The organism is Natrinema halophilum, from assembly GCF_013402815.2.
GTDB classification, from domain to species: Archaea; Halobacteriota; Halobacteria; order Halobacteriales; family Natrialbaceae; genus Natrinema; species Natrinema halophilum.
The window spans coordinates 258788-281770 of the sequence record NZ_CP058601.1 but is presented as its reverse complement, the minus strand read 5'-3'; the positions used below and the strand labels follow the sequence as shown (position 1 = coordinate 281770).

The window sequence follows — 22983 nt, the reverse complement described above, 5'->3', positions numbered from 1 at the left end:
GCAAGCGGGGAGTGTAATGACTCCTGTAGTTGCGGCTGAATTCGTGGTGTCGAGGGGGCGATGTGCAAGGAAGCATCTCGTCGTTTGCGGCTATACCGTCGTGTACGGGGTGCCAAACGAATACTACTAGTGCGCGTATCGTTCGATTTTGCACCGGAAAAATGTGGTAACCGACACATTCCTCGGTCGTTCGTCGTCCGTATCGGTCCCAGAGAGTCGCTCGTCACCGTTTCACGCCGGAAACGCCGTTTTTCCCGGACGAAAGACTGCAGAACCGAACCGGCTGCTCGCGTTCCGTGCTGACTCCGCGCCTCGGTGCGGCGACTTTTATGCCTCCCAATGAATACTAGCGGCTATGCGCGACGAAGAAGAAATTCGAGAGCAGTACGAGTTCCTCAAGGAGAATCTCGAAAGCGACGAAATGCGCCACGACGGCGTCGAGCAAATGTTTACGTACTACAAACGTGCACTCGGCTGGGTACTCGAGGAAGAACATATCTGATCGCACGAGGCGCATCGAGTACCGGCTATCGAATCTCCGCGTGGCAGATGTTGTCGTTACATTTAAGTCATCCCAGCAGAATCATCCACGTGACGCTTCGCTTGGAGGGCCGAAGCGTCAGCGGGGACCAATTCAGGGCGGCAAGCGATCGCGTGACGTTTTCCGTCACGCGATCTGCTTCCTGTTTCGACCTACTTATTCATCAGTAACAACTGTCTCAATACTCGCCGATCAGAGTAACCGATTATCAACGAACAGTCAATGTAATTGTACCGAAACAAAATACATGCACTGTAAACATGAACCACGCATTATGTGTGGTACATCGGTCGATCCATCACGGACATTATGGATTCTTCGAGTTCGAAATGAGTCGTCTCGATGGTAATACCTCTGTTTCGATCGAAACAACCCGATAGCCTTATTAAAATTCGACAGTAAGTGAGACTGGTACTTTCCCAATGTACGACCTGACAGGATTCCAGCGTGACTTGCTCTACGTTATCGCTGGCGAGGAGGAGCCTCACGGACTGGCGATCAAAGAGGAACTCGAACAGTACTACGAGAAAGAGATTCACCACGGGCGTCTGTATCCCAATCTCGATACACTTGTCGACAAGGGACTGGTCGAAAAAGGCCGACGTGACCGACGAACGAACTTTTATACGCTCACCCGCCGTGGTCGGCGCGAACTCGAGGCGCGTCGAGAGTGGGAAGCGCAGTACGTCGACCTATGATATCCTCCGCGCCGTAAACGGCGGCGGTTTCCTCCGTGGGAGTCCCAGCCGGTCTACGATCCCCCGAAAGCAACATTCCCGTCACGGTGGACGGTACTCGGATCTGTGCGCTGTTCTTTGGGACGTTCGTGAGGGTGTGGTATCCCCGACCAGCCGTGGTCATCCCACTCGAATCGTGCTCGAAAACGCGCAGCGTTTTCGGCATTGCGGGATCGAAGATCCCGCTTGCAGTCAGAAATCGACTGATTTCTGACGACATCCCGGAACTCTTTGATTTCCGAGGACAGGGGCCGTGCCATCGGCCTAACTGCCTGTTCTGTCTGTCGCTCTAGGAATGTCTCTGACGCTGTGAGGTCAGCGTGGCCTTCGAATCCATACGGACCACCAGGAACACCTTTGTACTAGCCTCCGAGGCTGCCGGTGTCGGCGTCCCACACATCGCCCTCAACGCCGTCCTCGTCGTTGTCAAGCAAATCGTAGATTTGCGAACATTGCGGAGCGTTGCTTCGCTCAGTACTGCATGAGGCGCTGATAGTTGACCTCGTTCCAGAGAGCGGCGGAAGCGTCCAACAAGTCCCGTCGCAGTTGCTCTCCACTGTCGGAGAGCGGTCGCACGGCGAACGTGTTGGTCCGGTTCATCTGCCAACTGCTGGGAGGAGCAGTAGGAACGCAAATGTCAGTCAAACAGATAGAATGTGAAACTGTCGGCGACTGTTGGCGACTCGCGATCAGCTGTAACATGGCGGTTCCTCACAAGAGTTTACGCGATTCACACCTGGTGAGCAAACCGATGGATGCGATGCCCATCAGAACGCGAAGCGTTCTGAGGACGGCGTGAACGGAGAGGGTTCGAAAATCCCGCAGGCAGTCGGGCATAGCCCGACGACGGCGGGATTCTCGCTGTCGAAAGGAAGTCGTTGAAAGTCAATGCACTTCCCGCTCGCGAATTTGCGGCCAGCCAGTCTTCCCTGGCCGCAACAGTGCGAACGGTGGGGACATCGTTTCAACGACTACTATATTCACGCCCGTCGCTATCGATTCGTCGACCGATGAGGTCGCGACCGAAGCCGGTGCCGTTGGGGTGACAGTCGTCGCCGCCAGCAGGTCGCTTATGTGCGGGCGCGGCGAACCTTCGGAAGTGAACGGGGTTGCGCTGCAGGTCGCCGATGCGCCGCTCGAAGAGACGGTCGTCCGTATGGCTCTGGCCGGTGCACTGGGGATGTTCCTCGGACTCGAACGCGAATGGTCACAGAAGTCCGCCGGTATCAGGACGTTCTCGCTCATCAGCCTGCTGGCGTCCGTCTTTACCGTGTTGGTCACCGAATCGGAGACCGCAATCGGCGAAAGTCTGCTCGTTCTCGGCGGCGTCCTCGTCATCGTTCAGGGCGTATTACTCGCGGTGCAGGGCCTCATGAGCGAGGACGACGCCGGACTCTCGCTGACGACTTCCGTCTCGATGCTCGTCGCGTACGGAGTCGGCATTCTGGTCACCATCGGCTTCATTCTCGAGGGGGTGACTGTCGCCGTTCTCTCGTCGCTGTTGCTCGTCTTAAAGCGCGAACTGCACGAGTTCGCCTGGGGTCTCACCCACGAGGAAATGCGATCGACGTCAGAGTTCGCCATCCTCGCGTTCGTCATTTTTCCGCTGTTACCGGCCGAAACGACCGTCGAGTTCGCTGGACTAGCGATTCCACTCGAGCCGAAAGTGATCTGGCTGATGGTCGTCGCCGTGGCGGGTATTGGAATCGCGAATTACGCAATCGTCTCGACCTACGGCGGTCGCGGTATCGCGATCACTGGCTTCTTCGGCGGCCTCGCCTCATCGACGGCGGTCGTCGGGACGATGCTCGATCACGTGGATCAGCGACCGGAAGCCGCTTCTTACGCCGTCGCCGCGATCCTGCTCGCGAACGCTGCGATGGCCGCCCGGAACCTCGCTATCGCGGTCGGCTTTACGGCCGGCAGTAATTCCGACATCCTCGTCGAGGCGATCGTCCCGCTCGGTGCCGTCATCGTCATCGCCTTCGTCGTCGCCGCCCTCACCGCTGACTGGACCGAATCCGGCCCGATGGAACTCGAAAGCCCGTTCTCGCTGAAAAACGCGCTCGCGTTCGGAGCAGTCTTCTTCGTCGTCCTCGTCTTCGGATCGCTGGCCGAAACGTGGTTCGGGACGCTCGGGTTCTACGCGACGGCCGTCGCCAGCGGCTTCGTCTCGAGCGCCGGGGCGACCACGTCGGCGGTCGTCCTTTACCGGGGCGGCCAACTCGGGCCGGCGGAGGCGACGATCGCTATTCTCCTCGCGACAGTCTCGAGCATCGTCGTCAAGGCCCTGCTGGCTGCAACATCGGCCGACGACAGGTTTCGGAATCGAGTTGCAGCCTACAGTGCGATTCTTCTGATTGGCGGGACTCTGGCATCGATATTCGTGGTTGTATAGCGAACGGTAATTTTACGTGACGGCCATCGAAAACGATGTATGGACCGTGCAACGGTAACTCCCGCCGTGGACTCGCTCCCCGGCGACCGTGCCCGCGAATGGGTCGACTACCACCATCAGTTCGCGGCTCCAAGTACGTACGTCTACGAGTTCGTGTGGGATGCGAGCGGCGAGGCCGTCGGCCCGTTCTGTACCGACGTCGACGGTAACGTGTTACTCGATTTTACGAGTCACGTCGCCGCCGCCCCGTTGGGCTACAACAACCCCGCCGTACTCGAGCGACTCGAAGCGTTCGGTGCCGTCGATCCGCTGAAAATCGCGGGGCAGGACTTCTACGTTAGCGGAGGTGGTCCACCTGAAGGACCCGATTTTCCCGGCCCGACGCAGTTGATGGATCGATTGGCCGCGATGACCGATCACTACGACATGGATCGAGTCTTCCTCTCGAATTCGGGGGCCGAAGCCGTCGAGAACGCGATCAAAATCTGCTATGCTTCGGGGGGCCACCGCGCGTTCACGTTCGACGGCGCGTTCCACGGTCGGACCCTGGGTGCGCTCTCGCTCAATCGCTCGAAGACCGTTCATCGGAGCGGATTTCCGGAGATACCGGGCGTCGTCAACGTTCCCTATCCATCCACCGACGCGGAATACGAGGCTCGCTGGTTGACAGACGGTCCAGGCGGCAACGTCGTCGCCGACGCACTCCACCCCGACCGCGGGGTGATCGATCCCCGGGACGTCGCCTACCTGATCCTCGAGCCGATTCAGGGGGAGGGCGGATATCGCGTTGCTCACCCCGAGTTCGCTCGCGATATCGAGGCGCTGCGCGACAGTCACGATCTCACCGTGATCGCCGACGAAATCCAATCCGGGTTGGGTCGCACGGGCGAGCTGTGGGCCGTCGATCACCTCGATCTCACACCGGACGTCATCGCAAGCGGAAAGGGGCTTCGCGTCGGCGCGACGATTTCGCGTTCCGACGTCTTCCCGACCGAGCGGGGACGACTCTCCTCGACGTGGGGTGCCGGCGATCTCATCGCTGCAATGGGTGGCGTTCTCACGGTCGACGTCATCTACGAGAACGACCTGCTCGCGAACGTCCGAGAGCGAGGCGAGCAATTTCGAGCGCGACTCGAGGACGCCGTCGAAGACGATGACGCTCCCGGCGTGATCGACGTCCGAGGTCGCGGGCTCATGCTCGGCATCGAATTCGACACCAGACCGCGTCGAGATGCGGTTCTCGAGTCCGCGTTCCGGCGCGGTCTGTTGACTCTCGGATGCGGTTACAAGACGCTTCGGTTGTTGCCACCGCTCGACGTGACCGAACGGGAGATCGATCTGGGTCTCGGGTTGTTACTCGAGACGATCCGTGACGTTGCGGAGGTGGAGTAAACGCGATCGAGCGTGTGTCGACCAGCGTCCCCGAGCAACGTGTGTCCAGCCACAGGAAACGCGACAGTTGGGTGCGTCGAGAATCCGACGGAGTCAGTGGCTCGACCCTGCGAGAACTGCCTGGAAAAATGGGGCATCGGCCCGGCGGCCGCGATCGTAGTCGGCGTCGTACTCGATCGGCTCGATTCGGACTCGATCGCCGATCGACAGCTCTCCGTACTCCGCAGCGAAAGGTGCGAGTAAACGTGGGCCAGCGTCGAGATCGACGATTCCCATCACGATGGGGGACTCGAATGCCGGTGCCGTGCGGTGCTGGCGTGTAAAGGAGTGTATCGTACCAACCGGATCGATATCGGTCCACGTGAAATCGTCGCATCCGCAATCGGTACAGATGAGGCCGGGCGGAAACGCAACCGTTCCACAGTCTGTACACTTCGGAAGTCGGACGACGTCATCGGCTAGACCGTCCCAGAACCGCTCTGCGGTATCCGAGACGTCAGTCATCGTCCACCTCGAAACGAGGACCGACGCGGTACTACCGACTTTCGCCGCGAATGTCGTTTACGTGATCGATGCGCCGCTGAACTAGATCTGCTTTGCCGATGTCGTGGCGGACATGCAGTCCCTCTTCCCCGGCGGCAGCGAGCGCATCTTCTGCGATCGTTTCGGCCTCCGAGATCGAATCGGCGATGCCGACCAGCGCGAACGAACGCGAGGTCGTGGTATAGATTCCGTCCTCCCGTTCGTCTACGCTCGCGTAGTACAGTTGTGCGTCACCCGCACTCTCCTCGTCGACCCGAACTTTGGCACCGGCTTCGGGCTCCGTCGGGTAGCCTGCAGGGACGACGTACTTGCACACTGTAGCCTGCTCGGCGAAATCGAGGGCAGGCAGTGCATCACCATCGCGAGCGGCGGTCAAAACGTCGAGAAAGTCCGTCTCGAGGACAGGAAGCGTGTTCATCGCTTCTGGGTCCCCAAAGCGTGCATTGAATTCGACGACCATCGGGCCCTCGGCGGTGAGCATGAACTGACCGTAGAGGATACCCCGATAATCCTCGAGGGCGTCCACGGTGGCCTCGATGATCGAAACTGCGTCGTCGTAGTCCTCGTCGGTCATGAACGGAAGTTGGTTCGTCGCGGCGGAGTAGCTGCCCATTCCCCCGGTGTTGGGGCCGTCGTCTCCCTCGTAAGCGCGCTTATGATCCTGTACCGCTGGCGCGGTTCGGAACTCGCCGTTCGCCACGAACGCCTGGACGGTAAACTCCTCGCCGATCAGCCGTTCTTCCAGGACGATCCGGTCGTAGTCGGACTCTCGGATGTAGTCCTTGCCTTCCTCGGCAGTGACCTGATCGCCGATTACTTTGACGCCCTTGCCACCGGTGAGACCGGTGGGCTTGATTACGAGGTCGCCGTCGTAGTCGTCGATATAATCGCATGCAGCATCCATGTCGTCGAACGTCTCGAAATCCGGGCAGCCCGGAACCTCGTTTTCCTGCATAAACCGTCGCTGGAAGGCCTTGTCAGTCTCGATCCGTGCGTCGTCTTTGTTCGGCCCGAAGGCGAAGATGCCCGCGTTCTCGAGTGCGTCCGAGACTCCCGCCTCGAGGGGCGCTTCGGGCCCCACGACGGCAATCGTCGCATCGACCGATTCGGCATAATCGACGACCGCCTCAGGACCTGTCGTTTCGAGGGTTTCGAACTCGGTCGCGATACGAGCGATGCCGGGGTTCTTGTTCCCGGCACAGGCGTAGAGCTCTGCTTCGCTATCTTCGAGCGCGCGAGCGATGGCGTGTTCTCGACCGCCGCCCCCGATCAGCAGGACGTGTTCTCGCATAGTCGATAGCGGAACGCACGAACCTGTAAGCGTTGCTCTTTCCTCGAGCGGAAATATCCATGTTTGTGGGGATTCATTGATCCGATTGACGCCGATTTCGGCCGTATGTGGCCGTCTGCCGTGACGTACTCGACGCGGGCGGCGACCAGTCCAGTTCTCCGAGATACTCATCGCCGACGGGGAAATCCCGCCGTCGCCGAGGCGAACTCGGCAGCCAACAGGACGCCCGCTGGATCTAGTTTTCGGGTCCGGAGCGAAGCCGCTGTCTAAAGAACCCCACGAGCCCGCTTACGTAATCGGTTCCCCAGATGGCCACTATCACCGCTCCGACCGCGTTGAACACGAAATCCGTCACGATGTCGTCAATCCCGTAGACGGTGACTGCAACGCCGCCGAGGGCGAATTCCAGAACCTCCCAGAAGACGCCGGTCGCGAGGACGAAGACCACGATGAACATGGATCGGAACGTCGACGGGACGGCCATCTCGTCGGAGTGAATTTCGAACGCTCGGAAGGCCGCATATCCCAACCCGGCGATGACCGACGCCGAAACAGTGTGGGCGATCTCGTCGTACCACTGGTACGTCTCGTACATCCAGAGTGAGCCGATCGTATGGAGAATCACTGCGACGGTAATCCACAGGACGAGGCCTGCGTCCATCGAGTACCCGTATTCACGGTGTAGCCACGCCGGCAGAAATGTTATCCCGAGTGCTACCCCCGCCGTACCGGCGACGCCGAATTGGAGCGTCGTCACTCCGTACCCGAGGAGAAAGAAAAGCGCGAGTTGGAGGCTGCGAACGATGTAGCGCTCCTGTGAGTCCGACAGTCCCAGCGTGTCGCCGAGCGTCATGACGATCCCGTGCCGTCCGTAATCCGAGTTGCGCCGTCAGCCGGTTTGAATCGCGTAACGTACCACTGGAAGAGGCCGCCGAGTACCAGTCCCACGGCGGTGACGAGGACGAAATCCCACTGGAGTTCGGTCTGGGACCGAAGATAGTCAGTCCCCAGCCACCGGTCCGAGTAAAACTGCACGATGGTCCAGAGCGCCTGAAGAGCCATCGTCGTCAGGACGGCGAACGCGACGGCGAACCGTCGACTCAGTTCGACCGTCGTGAACGTCTCGAGTTCGACGACGACCGCGAGCGCGAGCGTCGCGATGACGACGTACACTGTCGTTTCAAACGGAGCGCCGATCGTGACTGCGATCACGGCGAGCGCAGCGACTGATAGCAGCGGCCATGGAACCATCGCCGTCCAGTCACGCGTCGTCAGCGCCGGGATCGAGGCGACAACCGCGATGACCAGTTCGAAACCGGCCCACAGCGGAGCGCCCCGCAGAAACGTGCTGACCCCATCGAGCGCCACGATAGCCACCAGTAGCCACCCGACGGCGGCATTCGTCCGCTCGTCGTGGACCAAGCGCTCGAGCACACCTGGCTAGGTCGTTCCGGTTACACTAAAACCCGCAGTCCGTTTGCAGCGGGCAAGAGACGACGGTGTGATGGCCCACCACGGTCGGTTCGAGTGCGAAACTATAGTAGTCGTTGAAACGATTTACCCACCGCTTGCACTGCTGCGGCCAGCGAGTATTCGCTGGCCGCGAACTCGCGAGCGGGGTGTGCAATGACTTTCAACGACTACTATACCTCCAATTGCTCTCGGGACCGATACCGATAAATTCGCACAGTCTGAACGCACTCCCAATGCGACAGTACCTCGAGCTCGTCGACGCGGTCCTCACGAGCGGGACCCACAAGCCGAACCGGACCGGCGTCGACACGATTTCGTCGTTCAGCGAACACTACGAGGTTGACCTGCGGGAGGGATATCCGCTGCTTACGACGAAAGAGATGGACGGCTACCGCTGGAACTCGATGCTCCACGAGGTCTGCTGGTACCTCTCCGGTGAGGAACACGTTCGGAACCTCCGCGAGGAAACCAAAATCTGGGATGCGTGGGCCGACGATGACGGCCGATTGGATACGGCTTACGGCCGCTTCTGGCGACGCTTTCCGGTTCCGGCGGAAAGCGCACAACTCGAGGGGGAATCGTGGCCCGACGAAAGCCATCGGTGGATCACGGAGGAACCCGACGGTCGCCGGACGTTCGACCAGTTGCAGTACGTAATCGACACGCTGTCCGATACGCCCAATTCACGGCGGCTCGTCGTCAACGCCTGGCATCCAGCGAACGCGGCCGTCTCGACGCTTCCCCCGTGTCACTACACGTTCGTCTTCAACGTACAGGGCGATCGACTGAACTGCCACCTGACCCAACGGTCGGGGGACACCGCCCTCGGGGTTCCGTTCAACCTCGCAGCCTATTCACTGCTGACCAAGGTTATCGCCCAGCAAACCGGCTTCGAACCCGGTACCTTCGCTCACACCGTCGTCGACGCGCACGTCTACTGCGGTCGCGGCGCACGCGGTGACTGGTACGCGGACAATCTCGACGCGCTACAGTCTCGACTGGCCACCGTCGACGAGCGAGAGGAGTATCGCGACGTAAGAGCGTGGCTCGAGTCCGAAGCACCGGCCGAAGCGGCGGGCGACGAGCGACTCGATCACGTCCCCGGCCTGCTCGAGCAACTCTCCCGGGAGCCACGTTCACGCCCGACGCTCGAGGTGGCCGACGTATCGATCGACGAATTAGCCTACGAGGACGTCGAACTTCGGGACTACGAGTCACACGAGGGCATCGAGTTTTCGGTGGCCGAATGAGCGACGACGACCGATCGGTCCCCGACACTACCCGGGAACTCGTCGGTATCGTCGCCCTCGCGGACAACCAGGTCATCGGCGTAGACGGTGAGATGCCCTGGCACATCCCCGCAGATCTCGAGCACTTCAAAGAAACCACCGACGATCACCCGGTCATCATGGGGCGGGTGACCTACGAAGGGATTATCGAGACGCTCGGCGAGCCCTTACCAGGGCGAACGACGGTCGTATTGACGAGTCGCGACCTCGAGACGCCCGACGGCGCTGTAGTCGCTCGTACTATCGAGGACGCCCTCGAGGCGGCCGACACGGCCGCACGAGACCGTCACGGCGGTACCGACCGAATCTTCGTTGCCGGCGGGGCGACCGTGTACGAGCAGTTCTTGCCCGCCATCGACCGCTTGATCGTCACGGAAGTCCACGACGACCCAGAGGGCGATACGCACTTTCCGGAGTGGGATCGGAGTCGGTGGGAGGAGACGTCTCGAGACGAGCGCGACGGTTTTGCGTTCGTGGAGTACGTTCGCACTCGCTGATCACGAAGGAACGAAATTACCGGTCGGATCTCTCTTGTCACGTCCGCTGACGATCGCCACCCGAGACCTGTTTCCTTCGGCTCGTCGTCGCCGGACTGGTCGAAGAAATCACCTGTTTTTGAGACAGGAACGACCGGTCTGTAAGCAGTCTCGGGTCGAAATCGCCCGGTAGACGCGCTTGAGAGCCGTATTCCCGGTCGAATACGAGTGTGTGTCGAGCCCGCTCGATAGATCAGTCGATATCCGTTATTTTCTGCGCCCGCACTCGTCAAAATGAATCGATACCCGATTCCGGGGCGTCGTTTCGTCCGATAAATTGTCGCTTCTGACAGTGGGCGAAACAGCGGGTTGACAGCCACGATTTCGCCAGTGTATCGTCTGAAACCGGGTATTTATGGCGGATTGCTCACCGTAGATGGTGAAACGATCGCGGTCACTTTTACAACAATTCGGCCAACGGTCATGTGCCCCGAAGAGGGGATACTGAGTGAGAGACATGACAGACGAAAGCTACGAGATCGAACGATCAGGCGATTCGAGACGCTCGTTTATGAAAAAAGGAGCTGCTACCGCAAGCGCGGTCGCGCTCGGCACAGCCGCTACCGCTGGAACAGCCACCGCACAGGAGACGGTTGCCGCTCTGGTGTTCTCCTACGACTACTTCCCGGGATCGGACTTCACGGTCGTCTCCCCTCTCCAGCAGAGTACGACCGTCGACGTGCTACAGGTCGACGGAGAAACGGTCGACGAGATCACCCAACCCGACGAATACGACGGGCACGTGATCCGGTACGACGACGGTGGAGAAAATGCGGGTGTGACGACGTTCCTCTTCACGCAGGACGGCCTGAGTTCCGGTGATAGCGGAACGATGGGCCAAGACGCCCAGATGTTCAGTTCCGATCTGAACTTACTCGAGACGTCTATCAACGGTGGCAACGGTGGCGATGGCGGCGACGGTGGCGATGGCGGTGGCGACACCGCGGGCAACGAAACCGGCGGCGGTGGCGGCGGCAACTGAGCCACCGGCAAACTGCTGACTCTTCCGGCCGCCGAAAACGGTTTATTCTTCCTTTTCTCGCTCGCCGAGCAGTCCGCCCGATCGATTCCGCGAGACACAGGTCGTCGGTCAAATCGAGCGACCACTGCGATCGGTGTAGTACGTCACGCCAGTCTCAACCGTTGGTTCGACTGCGGCGCTCGTTGGCCTTTGCTGGTCGCCACCTTTCGTAACCCGCCTCGCGCACCGTTCAAAAGTTGGATTACCGCCGGTCACCGTTTCGTTCCTTCGGGAAGATGGGCATAACGAGATGGAACGATCGCGTTTGCTTATGGAGGTGAAACATCTACGCACCATCGCCCAAAGCGGGGGCACAGTGAGAGCCATGACGGAGACAAATCACGATAGCGAACACGATGGTACAGAACGGTCGTTCGTCAAAAAGAAGACGATAGCTGCAGGCACCGCTGGAACCGCTGCGATCGGTGCAACGGCCGCCGCACAGGAAACCAACGCCGACGAAGTGCTGGTGTTCTCCTACGATTACTTCCCAGGCGGCAGTTTCGAGGTCATTTCTGAACTCCAACAGAATACGGTCGTCGACATGCTGGTGGTCGGCGGCGAAACGGTCGACGAGATCTCCCAGCCTGACGAATGGTCCGGGTATGTCATCCGCTACGACATGGAAAACGACGAAGCCGCAGGTGTCACGACGTTCCTCTTTACGAGAAGCGAAGACCTGAGCGTAGACGACTCCGAATCGCTCGGAGAGGATGCACAGATGTTTAGTCCGGCACTCAATCTTCTCGCCGCGGACCTGGATTAACTACCCCTCATTGAGATTTTATCCGAAACCCGGTTCATCCGGGCAATGCGTCGACGACAGCTGCCTCTTGTCGGAACCGGTTGCAAACCTATCCGCCTGATAGTGGGATAAACTCCACCGAATCGCACATGGTGTGGCTCGTGAACTCGAACGAACGCGAAAACCGGACGACGGACTGCAACGGTGCAGACGTACGACACCAGTGGAAAGCGGCTCCCAGCCCGCCAACGAATGCGATCGCGATCGAATCGGCGCCCGGGTACGGACTCGGGTTCGAGCCGGTCGCAGAACGTGAAATCGGTTCGCGAAACCCAGCGGCGCAATCGCCACAGCGAATCGACGAATCCGTTCTCGTTGCGGTGCAAAATTACCGAGCCGGAATGCGCTTTCGGGTGGTTGGCCAGCTACCTCGGCTACTAACCATTCGATTACTCAGGCTCCCCACGGGCGAAACGACGTCGGTTCTTACCCGGCCCGACGAATACCGCGGATACGTTACGCGCTCGGTGGCCGATGGGAGGGTGGTCGACGCGTCAACGCTCGTTTTCACCAGGGGGGTGCTCGAGTCCGGTGTGGAATACGAGTTCGAAGCGGATGCACAGATGTTCAGCAACCAGCTGAATCTCTTTCAGTCATCCGTCCAACGCGTCGGTTCCGAGTCGGACACGCCATAGTCCCACGACGGGTTCGGCTGGTTCCCCACCGGGCTTGGCACTGAGCGGTGAAGAATCGACGAACCGTGACCGCGACGGCGAGTACACGCCGTTAGCTCGAGCCGACAGCCCTCCTGAATTCGGGTAGTGCGTTCGTCGGCACAGTCTCCGTGCGCAGAACAGTCGGTAGAACGCCATGAGAGGCCATATCCGACAAATAAAGGGTATTGGTGGGCTCTATGCCCTGTTCTCGACGGTTTCAAATCCCCCGGGTCCCAAGTCGGGATATGGCAACTGACGACTACTCGGATGCGATCCGGGAGTTCGAACACGGCGGCGAGACGTATAAGATGGCAGACCTGACGGTTCTCGAGGACGAAGGACTCTGTGACCTCAATTCGCTGCCGGTGAGCATCCGGATTCTGCTCGAGTCGGTTCTGCGCAACGCCGACGGCGAGACGATCGACGCTGACGCCGTCCGCGCGGCGGCCTCGTGGGAACCCGACGTGCCAGACGCCGAGGTGCCGTTTACGGTTTCGCGGGTCGTCTTGCAGGACCTGACGGGCGTGCCGGCGGTCGTCGACCTCGCGGCGCTGCGATCGGCGGCCGACCGCAAGGGTGTCGACCCGACTGTCGTCGAACCCGAAGTCCCCTGTGACCTCGTGATCGACCACAGCGTTCAGGTCGACCACTTCGGCAGCGAGGATGCCTACGAGAAAAACGTCGAGATCGAATACGAGCGCAACGAAGAGCGCTACCGCGCGATCAAGTGGGCCCAGCAGGCGTTCGACGAGTTCAACGTCGTCCCGCCGGGAACGGGCATCGTCCACCAGGTCAACTTGGAGCACCTCGGTCGCGTCGTCCACGAGCGCGAGGTCGACGGCGAGCAGTGGCTCGTCCCCGACACGCTCGTCGGCACCGACAGTCACACGCCGATGATCGGCGGCATCGGCGCCGTCGGCTGGGGCGTCGGCGGCATCGAGGCCGAGGCCGCGCTGCTCGGCCAGCCGATCAATATGAGTCTGCCGGAAGTGGTCGGCGTTCGCCTCTCGGGCGAACTCCCCGACGGTGCGACCGCGACCGACCTCGTACTCCACATCACCGAGAAGCTCCGCCAGGTCGGCGTCGTCGACAAGTTCGTCGAGTTCTTCGGCCCCGGCGTCTCCGAACTTTCCGTCGCCGACCGCGCGACCATCTCGAACATGGCCCCAGAGCAGGGATCGACGATCAGCATGTTCCCGGTCGACGAGAAGACCCTCGAATACCTCGAGCTGACGGGGCGCGAGCCTGACCACATCGAACTCGTCCGCGAATACCTCGAGGCCCAGGGCCTGTTCGGCGAGCAGGACCCCGAGTTCACCGATGTCGTCGAGTTCGACCTCGGCGACGTCGAACCCAGCCTCGCGGGACACAAGAAGCCCCACGCCCGCATCCCGATGGGCGATCTGGACGAGCACTTCCCGACCTTGCTCGAAGAAGAGGGCGTCATCCCCTCGGGTGCCGCCGAGAGTGACGGCGGACTCGTCGCGGAGAACACGCCCCGACTCGACGAGAAGGTCCCGGTCGAACTCGACGACGGTACCGAAGTCGAAATCGGCCACGGCGACATCCTCGTCAGCGCGATCACGTCCTGTACGAACACCTCGAACCCATCGGTGATGGTGGCGGCCGGCCTGCTAGCGCGGAACGCAGCCGAGCAGGGACTCGAGGTGCCCGAATACGTCAAGACCAGCCTCGCACCCGGGAGCCGGGTCGTCACGGAGTACTTGAAGCGTGCGGACCTGCTCGACGACTTAGAGGAACTCGGCTACCACGTCGTCGGCTACGGCTGTACGACCTGTATCGGCAACGCCGGCCCGCTGCCGGAGCCCGTCGAAGAAGCCATCGACGAGTACGACCTCTGGACGACGAGCGTCCTCTCGGGCAACCGTAACTTCGAGGCCCGCATCCACCCGAAGATCAAGGCCAACTACCTCGCCAGTCCACCCCTGGTCGTCGCCTACGGCCTCGCGGGTCGGATGGACATCGACCTCGAGAACGACCCGATCGGCACCAACGACGACGGCGAGGAGGTCTACCTCGAGGATGTCTGGCCGGATACCGAGGAGGTCCGCGAGACGATCCACGACAACATCTCTCCCGAGATGTTCGAGGAGAAGTACGCGAGCATCTACGAGGGCGACGAGCGCTGGGAGGCCCTCGACGCCCCGACCGGCGAGGTCTACGACTGGGACCCCGAGTCGACCTACATCCGCGAGCCGCCGTTCTTCCAGGACTTCCCGCTCGAGGAGCCCGGCGTCGACAACGTCGAGGACGCCCGCGCGCTGCTCACGCTCGGTGACACCGTCACGACCGACCACATCAGCCCCGCCGGGCCGTTCAGCGAGGACCTGCCCGCCGGCCAGTGGCTCAAAGAACGCGGCGTCGAGCCCTACGAGTTCAACACATACGGGTCGCGCCGCGGCAATCACGAGGTCATGATGCGCGGCACCTTCGCGAACGTCCGCATCGAGAATCAGCTGCTCGACGGTAAGGAGGGCGGCTACACCATCCACCACCCGACCGGCGACGAGACGACCGTCTTCGAGGCCTCCGAGCGCTACCGCGAGGACGACACCCCGCTCATCGTCATGGCCGGCGAGGAACTGGGAACCGGCTCGAGCCGCGACTGGGCCGCCAAGGGGACCGACCTGCTCGGCATCCGCGCGACCATCGGCAAGAGCTACGAGCGCATTTACCGCGACAACCTCATCGGCATGGGGGTCCTGCCCCTGCAGTTCGCTGAGGGAGAGGGCTGGGAGGAACTCGGCCTCGACGGCACCGAGTACTACCAGATCGAGGGCCTCGAGGACGGCCTCGAGCCCAACGCAGAGCTAACCGTCACCGCCGAGGATGACGACGGCGAGGTCACCGAGTTCGACGTGACCGCACAGGTCGACACGCCGATGGCGGTCGAGTACGTCGAGAACGGCGGCGTCCTCCACCTCGTGCTGCGACGACTGCTCACCGAGGAACTCTAACGGGGACAGGCGGACTCGAAAGACGCGATTTGTTTTTTCCGGACTCGAGCGCCACGACGGTAGCCGATGGAGTATACCGATACCCTGGTCGCCGCTTCGCAGTCCTGACAGTCGATAAGAAACGTCACGTCCGGGTATTTTGTGTATCGTCCTCGACGCGCTCGCGAATCCGCCGGTTCCGCATCTCTTTCGAGTTTCGGCGCGCCTCGCGAACGCTGTCGGCCTCCTCGTTCGACCACCGACCGAACCCATCGTCGAAGGCACCGGCAGTCTTCTCTTCGAGCAGTCGTTCGATCGCATCGTCGTAGCTCTCACCGTCCCGCCGGTATCGGTCGAGCTTCCGCGTTACCGACTCGCTGACTCGGATCGTTTCGTCCACGGATTTTCTCTGCGTGTCTTTCGCGGTGCCGGTACGTTTGCCTTTGGTTCAGAGGTACCGACTGGCCCTCGTGATCACCCGTATCGAGACGGTCGATCAGCTCTGAAAGCTGACCGACAATCGCGAATCGATTATCGGACGTCCTCCGGCGAAACTGCGCTCGAATCGAGTTGCTCGTACGCCTCGAGCGTTTCCTCGATGTTTCGAATCGCCGGCTCGAGCGACAGCGGTTCGATGAGGGGGCCGTCGGTCGTCCGAACGGCGGCGAGGAGTTCCTCGAGACGAATGCGTGTATGATCGTCTGCGTCCGTCGTCACGCTTGATCGATCTCCGTGTGGCTCGAGTTGTCGGTCGTCTGTGCGTCCGAAACCGTTTCGGAAGCGCGTTGTCGAACACTCATTGTCCTGACCGAGGACACAGGTCGGGTATCCTACCACCCGGCCGAGAGTCGACTCGAACGATACACCTGTGCCTCTACTTCGAAGTACACGTAATTGTTCTTAATATTCTCTAATAGCGCTAGAAAAACTCTCGGATAGAATTTTCTAATACTACTATTGATAACACACTTGGTAATGTGATGAGTATCCCTTCACATCTGGCGATGAACGAAGAGTACGAACTGACAACGAACGAAGACGATGTTCTCGAGGTTCTCGAGGGGGGCGCGCAACGCCGAAGTAACTCAAAGAACGGACGAATCTCAACGATCAACAGATCAACTACGCACTCAACCAATTGATCGCCGCTGGATGGGTGAATAAAGTCACAACCGGTCTGTACGAACTCGAGGGCGACCCACGAAACGAGTAAGCAGAGCGTTTTTCCGAGGAATTTCCGCTGTTTGTACCCTTTCCGTTCGAGTTTTTCATAGCGTAGCCGATGAGATCCTAGTATTCACATCGGTTGAATACGAAACGCCCGGACATGCCAACGGGCGATATTCGCCGACCGAAAAGGACGAGCAAATCCTCGAGGCGCTGAAAGACGGCCGCGATCGTGGCGATCCGTGGGCCGTGCAAATCCGCGGTGATTGATGGACGAAACCGGCCTCTCGAAAAGCAATGTCGAGTTCTGCCTGCCAAGCCTCTGAGACGCCAGATGGATTCACCGTCCCTCGAGGGGACTCTACGAACTCGTCGAAGACCCGAGAGAGGAAAATTCGAACGAATAGTGGTAATCGGACGGTGTAATTTCTGCGTCGAAGCATTTGGCTCAAAACTGTTGCAGGATACGGATGTGCAATTGGCAATCGCCATTCATCTATTGAAACCCGAGAAGAAGAACGATCGAATTCGTGGGTTACGATGATCTATGTGAGACTGACCGAGCGATTCTCGAGGGCTGCGCGAACCCACCGCTTATCTCCGAGCGAGCTACTCCGAGCAGTACGACGGCGGGCGTCAAAAACAGGACGACCTCGTCGAGTCGGGTAGCCGTGGCATCGCCGAAATAAACGATAGCACGGTGCCGAAGCGGCGAATCGATGACTATAGTGGCCGTCTACCCGACTTTGCTCCTCCTCACGACGAGTGTGACATCCTCGAGCAACGCCCACGGAAATAACACTCGAGGCGTTCCCCAGCCACCTATCGCGGCCACTCGGAGGCGGTGTCTTACCAGTCCGGTGTCTCTCTCGAAAAGAGCACAATCGCGAACGGTGGAGATGACTCGGTGCCCCCTCACGAGGATGTATTGAACACGACGGTACATCATCGCAGACGGTGTCAGCGACCACTCCGCGAGACCAGGGACTACACGATGTCGTGAAACTGTGGATACATCGGAAGTCTTTCGCCATCGTCCCGTAGCGGACACTATTATCCCGATACAGCCGAGATAGTGGATGAATATCTACTGCAATACTATATTCCAGACCTTTCTGATCTTTATTAGCGGAGTTCGAAAACAAATACGGAATACTTAACCGTGTAGTCACACTCTGAAGTAGTGTAATGGCAAACGGTAAGGTTGATTTCTTCAACGACACAGGCGGCTACGGTTTCATTTCGACGGACGACGCAGACGATGACGTATTCTTCCACATGGAAGACGTTGGCGGCCCGGACCTCGAAGAAGGCACAGACATCGAGTTCGATATCGAACAGGCCCCCAAGGGTCCTCGCGCGACGAACGTCGTCCGCAACTAATTTCGATTTCATTGTCGCCTCGGCGACCGTGAACGACGAATTCATTTTTCGAATCGTGCGACCTGATCAGTGGTCTTCGTGATCGCTTCGCACTCTGTAGGTATCGCTCAGTGTGAGCATCACGGTCGGGTTTGCAAGCAGTTCGACGGCACCTCGCCATAGCTCGGACCGAATTGCGAATCGCTCACTTCGATCGACCGTCGCTGTTGGCCGAACGGGCACAGACATCGCTCTTTTACAACCACCGCCCGTACGTGCGTTCATGACCGACCCCACGTCACGAAATCGCCTCGAGGAGGAGGAAAGTCCCTACCTGCGCCAGCACGCGGACAACCCGGTCAACTGGCAGCCGTGGGACGAGCGGGCCCTCGAGGCCGCGAGGGAACGGGACGTGCCGATATTCCTCTCCATCGGCTACTCGGCGTGTCACTGGTGTCACGTCATGGAAGAGGAAAGCTTCGCCGACGAAGCGGTCGCCGAGGTACTAAACGAGAACTTCGTCCCGATCAAAGTCGACCGCGAGGAGCGCCCGGACGTCGACAGCATCTACATGACTGTCTGCCAGCTCGTCCGCGGGCAGGGAGGTTGGCCGCTCTCGGCGTGGCTCACCCCCGAAGGGAAGCCGTTTTTCATCGGCACGTACTTCCCGAAAGAGGGCCAACGTGGCCAGCCCGGTTTTCGCGATTTGCTCGATCGGATTAGCGACTCCTGGACGAACGGGGACGACCGCGAGGAGATGGAACACCGCGCCGAGCAGTGGACCGATGCGGCGAAAGATCGGCTCGAGGAGACAGCCGACGCCACGGGAACCGACGCCGGCGCGAGCGCCGAGCCGCCATCAAGTGACATCCTCGAAACGGCTGCAGACGCGATCGTTCGGAACGCCGACCGGGAGTTCGGCGGCTTCGGCTCCGGCCAGAAATTCCCCCAGCCGACGCGTCTCCGGGTGCTGGCCCGGGCGTACGACCGAACCGGAGACGAGGATTACCTCGACGTACTCGAGCAGACCCTGGGCGCGATGGCGTCGGGCGGGCTCTACGACCACGTCGGCGGTGGCTTCCACCGCTACTGCGTCGACCGGGACTGGACGGTGCCTCACTTCGAGAAAATGCTTTACGACAACGCAGAGATTCCACGCGCGTTCCTCGCCGGGTACCAGATAACCGGCAAGGGACGATACGCAGAGGTCGTCGACGAAACGCTCGCGTTCGTCGACCGGGAGCTGACCCACGACGAGGGCGGCTTTTTCAGCACACTCGACGCCCAGAGCGAGTCCCTCGAGACCGGCGAGCGCGAGGAAGGTGCGTTCTACGTCTGGACGCCCGACGAGGTCGAGGACGTCCTCGAGGACGAGGCGGATGCGGCGCTGTTTTGCAAGCGGTATGACATCTCCCGGTCGGGTAATTTCGAGGGGCAAAACCAGCCGAACCGCGTGACTCCGGTGTCGGAACTCGCCGTCGGCTTCGATCTCGAGGAAAGCGAGATCCTGAAGCGACTCGAGTCGGCCCGACAGCGGTTGTTCGAGGCCCGAGAAGAGCGCCCGCGGCCCGACCGCGACGAGAAAGTACTCGCGAGCTGGAACGGATTGATGATTTCGACGTTCGCCGAGGCGGCGCTGGTGCTCGGGGAAGACGACCACGCCGACACCGCCGTCGACGCCCTCGAGTTCGTCCGGGATCGACTCTGGGACGAGGACGAACAGCGACTCTCGCGGCGATACAAGGATGGGGACGTCGCGATCGACGGCTACCTCGAGGACTACGCCTTCCTCGCACGGGGGGCGTTGGACTGTTACCAGGCCACCGGCGACGTCGACCACCTCGCCTTCGCGCTCGAGTTGGCTCGCATCATCGAGGTCGAGTTCTGGGATGCGGAACGGGGCACGCTTTACTTTACCCCGGAGAGCGGCGAATCGCTCGTTACGCGGCCCCAGGAGCTCGGCGATCAGTCGACGCCCTCCGCGGCCGGCGTCGCGGTCGAAACGCTGCTCGCGCTCGATGAGTTCGCGACCAGCGAGGGATCGACGGTCCCCCGAGCAGACGGCGAAGCCGTCGACGAGGATTTCGAAGGCGTAGCCGCCACCGTCCTCGAAACTCACGCGAACCGAATCGAGGCGAACACGCTCGAACACGCGACGCTGTGTCTCGCCGCCGACCGTCTCCGGTCGGGGCTTCTCGAGGTGACGGTAGCCGCCGACGAGTTCCCCGAAGCGTGGCGCGAACAGTTCGCGTCGCGATATTTCCCGGACCGGCTCTTTGCGCTGCGGCCGCCGACCGAAGAGGGACTCGAGGAATGGCTCGATATGCTCGGATTCGCTGAGGCTCCCCCGATCTGGGCGCACCGCGAGGCTCGTGACGGTGAGGCGACGCTGTACGTCTGCCGGGACCGGACGTGCTCGCCGCCGACTCACGACGTGACGGACGCGCTCGAGTGGCTCGGGGATGCAGACGAGGGTTCGGGGGCGGGCGACGTAGCCGACGCCCCGTTTTGAGAATACCGTCGGGCCTTATTCGAACGGATTCGACGCATCGTGCGGGTTGCGATCCGACCACTCGGCGAGTGTCGTCCCATGACGAAGGGAACGCTCTCGTTCGTATCCGCTTCGTGCATAAACAATGGTAGCGGTCCGAGCGCACTTCGCACAAAATGTTACCGCTTCTCGGCATTTCTTGTACACTGTTGCCAAACCTCACGAGAGATCATGACCACCACGCTCGACGAACGCGGACGAGAACTGGGATCGGGTGCGGTCGGAGAACTCTGTATCAGGCCGAACCAGCCCCGAATACTCCTCGATCACAACCACGCCAAACCCGAGCGGATGCTAGAGGCTACCGGCAACCTCTGGTTTCACACCGGCGACGCCGCCTACCGCGACGAGGACGGGAACGTGTACTTCGACCGATTGGGCGACGTGAGTCGCCGCCGAGGGGAAAACATCTCCTCGATGCAGATCCAGGACGCGGTCTCGAGCCACGATGCCGTCGACGCCGCGGCCGCGTTCCCGATCCCCGCGCCGGAGGGCGGCGAGGATCAGATCGGCCTTGCCGTCGAACCGCGCCAGGACGCCGACGTGACGTCCGCAGCGATCGACGACCACCTGGACGGGCGACTCCCCGAGTTCATGCAGCCAGACGAGACGTTCGTCGTCGACGAGATTCCGACGACGGAGACGAACAAGCTGCGGAAGTTCGAACTCCGGGAGGAACTCCTCGAATGACCGACGATCCGTTCGAAACGATCGCCGAAGCGAAACGAGCGCTTTCCGACGATGCGCGCGAGGAGGCCGTTGCGCGCCAGCACGAACTCGGCAAATTGACCGCCCGTGAGCGCGTCGACTACCTGCTCGACGATGGGACGTTCGAGGAAATTGGCCGCCTCGCGTCACCGATGCCGACGACGCCCGAGACGACCGACTGGGAGCGCGAGGACGCCCCGACCGACGGCGTCGTCACGGGCTACGGAGAGATCGATAGCCGCTCCGTCGCGCTCTTCGCCACCGACTTCACTGTCAAGGGCGGCTCGATCGGACACGCAGGCGGTCGCAAGATGGCCCGCGTCGCAGAGCGGGCCCTCGACCGCGGATTGCCGCTGCTCATGCTGCACGACGGCGGTGGCCACCGCATTCAGGAAGGGCTCGACGCCGCGCCGTTCGCCCGCGGCGACAACGGGTTCTCGAAACTCCAGACCGCCCTCTCCGGCTGGGTTCCCGTCGTCTCGGCGATGATGGGGCCGGCATTCGCGGCACCGACGAACTTCGCGGCACTATCGGACTTCGTCCCGATCGTCGAAGGGACAGGCACGATGGGCGTGGCCGGCCCGTCGCTCGTCGAGGCCGCACTCGGCGTCGACGGGACAAAAGCGGAACTCGGCAGCGCGCGGTTTCAGACGACGGAAACCGGCATGGCCGACCTTGCGTGCGATGACGACGAAGCCTGCCTCGACGCGATCCGGACGTTTCTCTCGTATTTGCCGCGAAATTCCCGTCGAGAGCCGCCAACGACCGACTCCCGACCGCCGGCCGTCGACGGCGAGCGGTTGCGTGAAATCGTCCCCTCGAGCCCGCGAAAGGGGTACGACATCGACGAGATAATCGAGGGAATCGTCGACCGGGACTCAGTGTTCGAACTCAAACCGACCTACGCCCGGAACATCGTCACCGCCTTCGCCCGTCTCGAGGGCGAGCCGGTCGGCATCATTGCCAACAACCCCCGGATCAAGGCGGGGGCCATCGATACGGGTGCCTCGGAAAAAGCAGCCCACTTCGCGGCCGTTTGCGACGCGTACGGGCTTCCGATCGTCACACTGACCGACGTGCCCGGAATTCTGCCGGGGCCCGATTCAGAGCGCGAGGGGATTGCCCGACATTCCGCAAAACTTCCGTACGAACTCGCTCGCGCGACGGTCCCGATTGCCAACGTCGTTCTCCGGCGCGGCTACGGGTTCGGCTACGTGGCCATGGGCGGCGGCCGATCGATCGACTCGGAGCTGACGGTGCTGTGGCCGACGGCCGAAGTCGCGGCCATGGGTATCGAGGGAGCCGTCGACATCGCCTACCGCCGTGAGATCGAATCAGCTGACGATTCCGATGCCCGACGCGAGGAACTGATCGAGAAGTTCAAAGACAGAACCGACGCCGTCCGTGCGTCCTCTCGTGTCGGAACCGACGGCGTCGTCCAGCCCGAAGACACTCGCAAGCGAATCCTGCAGGCGTTCGCTCGAGCTGACGAACCGCGGGAGAACGACTGGCCGCCCAAGAAGCGGCCGATCGATCCGATCTGAGGCCGGCGGGCC

Annotated in this window: 20 protein-coding genes and 1 pseudogene; 14 read left to right on the top strand and 7 right to left on the bottom strand. The window is 61.1% G+C overall.

What is annotated here, in order from left to right; all coding sequences use genetic code 11:
- Positions 1-355 precede the first annotated feature (355 nt).
- Positions 356-502 carry a hypothetical protein gene (locus HYG82_RS22115; RefSeq protein ID WP_179259317.1) on the top strand — a complete coding sequence of 49 codons (147 nt, stop codon included), beginning with the start codon at positions 356-358 and terminating at the stop codon, positions 500-502.
- A gap of 461 nt (positions 503-963) precedes the next feature.
- Positions 964-1239, top strand: coding sequence for a PadR family transcriptional regulator (locus HYG82_RS22110; protein WP_008164003.1), 276 nt, complete (start codon positions 964-966; stop codon positions 1237-1239).
- A gap of 404 nt (positions 1240-1643) precedes the next feature.
- On the opposite strand, the pseudogene HYG82_RS44545 reads toward HYG82_RS22110, so the two are convergent.
- Positions 1644-1878 (bottom strand): annotated as a pseudogene (locus tag HYG82_RS44545) (hypothetical protein); the annotation flags it as partial.
- A 499-nt stretch (positions 1879-2377) separates the two neighbouring features.
- On the opposite strand from HYG82_RS44545, the gene HYG82_RS22105 reads away from it, so the two are divergent.
- Complete coding sequence (locus HYG82_RS22105; protein WP_179259316.1) at positions 2378-3676, top strand: MgtC/SapB family protein; 1299 nt, start codon at positions 2378-2380, stop codon at positions 3674-3676.
- A gap of 39 nt (positions 3677-3715) precedes the next feature.
- Positions 3716-5068, top strand: coding sequence for an aminotransferase class III-fold pyridoxal phosphate-dependent enzyme (locus HYG82_RS22100; RefSeq protein WP_179259315.1), 1353 nt, complete (start codon positions 3716-3718; stop codon positions 5066-5068).
- 93 nt (positions 5069-5161) lie between these two features.
- Here HYG82_RS22100 and HYG82_RS22095 read toward each other — a convergent pair whose 3' ends face one another.
- The 4 genes from HYG82_RS22095 to HYG82_RS22080 form a co-directional block, all read right to left on the bottom strand.
- Complete coding sequence (locus tag HYG82_RS22095; protein ID WP_179259314.1) at positions 5162-5572, bottom strand: Zn-ribbon domain-containing OB-fold protein; 411 nt, start codon at positions 5570-5572, stop codon at positions 5162-5164.
- A 31-nt stretch (positions 5573-5603) separates the two neighbouring features.
- Positions 5604-6902, bottom strand: a complete 1299-nt coding sequence (gene purD, locus HYG82_RS22090) for a phosphoribosylamine--glycine ligase (protein WP_179259313.1) — start codon at positions 6900-6902, stop codon at positions 5604-5606.
- A 235-nt stretch (positions 6903-7137) separates the two neighbouring features.
- Positions 7138-7755 carry a DUF2238 domain-containing protein gene (locus tag HYG82_RS22085; RefSeq protein ID WP_179259312.1) on the bottom strand — a complete coding sequence of 206 codons (618 nt, stop codon included), beginning with the start codon at positions 7753-7755 and terminating at the stop codon, positions 7138-7140.
- Positions 7752-8336, bottom strand: coding sequence for a hypothetical protein (locus HYG82_RS22080; RefSeq protein ID WP_179259311.1), 585 nt, complete (start codon positions 8334-8336; stop codon positions 7752-7754). Before HYG82_RS22080 ends, HYG82_RS22085 begins: the two co-directional genes overlap by 4 nt.
- Before the next feature lie 272 nt (positions 8337-8608).
- Here HYG82_RS22080 and thyA point away from each other — a divergent pair, with 272 nt between their 5' ends.
- The 6 genes from thyA (at position 8609) to acnA (ending at position 15660) form a co-directional block, all read left to right on the top strand.
- Positions 8609-9625 (top strand): thymidylate synthase, encoded by a 1017-nt coding sequence (gene thyA, locus HYG82_RS22075; RefSeq protein WP_179259310.1) that lies wholly within the window; start codon positions 8609-8611, stop codon positions 9623-9625.
- Positions 9622-10161 carry a dihydrofolate reductase gene (locus HYG82_RS22070; RefSeq protein ID WP_179259309.1) on the top strand — a complete coding sequence of 180 codons (540 nt, stop codon included), beginning with the start codon at positions 9622-9624 and terminating at the stop codon, positions 10159-10161. The genes thyA and HYG82_RS22070 overlap by 4 nt, the downstream gene beginning before the upstream one ends.
- 550 nt (positions 10162-10711) lie before the next feature.
- The gene (locus HYG82_RS22065) at positions 10712-11182 is read left to right on the top strand and encodes a calcium-binding protein (RefSeq protein WP_179259308.1); all 471 of its coding nucleotides are present in this window, start codon (positions 10712-10714) and stop codon (positions 11180-11182) included.
- A gap of 364 nt (positions 11183-11546) precedes the next feature.
- Positions 11547-11987, top strand: a complete 441-nt coding sequence (locus tag HYG82_RS22060) for a calcium-binding protein (protein WP_235217790.1) — start codon at positions 11547-11549, stop codon at positions 11985-11987.
- Positions 11988-12127: 140 nt separating this feature from the next.
- Positions 12128-12661, top strand: a complete 534-nt coding sequence (locus HYG82_RS22055) for a hypothetical protein (protein WP_179259307.1) — start codon at positions 12128-12130, stop codon at positions 12659-12661.
- Positions 12662-12927: 266 nt separating this feature from the next.
- Entirely contained in the window at positions 12928-15660 is a 2733-nt protein-coding gene (gene acnA / locus HYG82_RS22050; protein ID WP_179259306.1) for an aconitate hydratase AcnA, read from the top strand.
- A gap of 124 nt (positions 15661-15784) precedes the next feature.
- On the opposite strand, the gene HYG82_RS22045 is transcribed toward acnA, so the two are convergent.
- A complete protein-coding gene (locus tag HYG82_RS22045; protein WP_179259305.1) occupies positions 15785-16039 on the bottom strand; it encodes an antitoxin VapB family protein in 255 nt (84 codons plus the stop codon).
- A 131-nt stretch (positions 16040-16170) separates the two neighbouring features.
- Positions 16171-16356, bottom strand: a complete 186-nt coding sequence (locus HYG82_RS22040; RefSeq protein WP_179259304.1) for a hypothetical protein — start codon at positions 16354-16356, stop codon at positions 16171-16173.
- Positions 16357-17994: 1638 nt separating this feature from the next.
- Between HYG82_RS22040 and HYG82_RS22035 the strand changes: the two genes are divergently transcribed.
- From HYG82_RS22035 to HYG82_RS22020, 4 genes are all read left to right on the top strand, one after another.
- Positions 17995-18189 (top strand): cold-shock protein, encoded by a 195-nt coding sequence (locus tag HYG82_RS22035; RefSeq protein WP_179259303.1) that lies wholly within the window; start codon positions 17995-17997, stop codon positions 18187-18189.
- A 262-nt stretch (positions 18190-18451) separates the two neighbouring features.
- On the top strand, positions 18452-20680 hold the full coding sequence (locus HYG82_RS22030; protein WP_179259302.1) for a thioredoxin domain-containing protein: 2229 nt from the start codon (positions 18452-18454) through the stop codon (positions 20678-20680).
- Positions 20681-20890: 210 nt separating this feature from the next.
- Positions 20891-21409, top strand: a complete 519-nt coding sequence (locus HYG82_RS22025) for an AMP-binding enzyme (RefSeq protein ID WP_235217789.1) — start codon at positions 20891-20893, stop codon at positions 21407-21409.
- A complete protein-coding gene (locus HYG82_RS22020; RefSeq protein WP_179259300.1) occupies positions 21406-22971 on the top strand; it encodes an acyl-CoA carboxylase subunit beta in 1566 nt (521 codons plus the stop codon). Before HYG82_RS22025 ends, HYG82_RS22020 begins: the two co-directional genes overlap by 4 nt.
- Positions 22972-22983 lie beyond the last annotated feature (12 nt).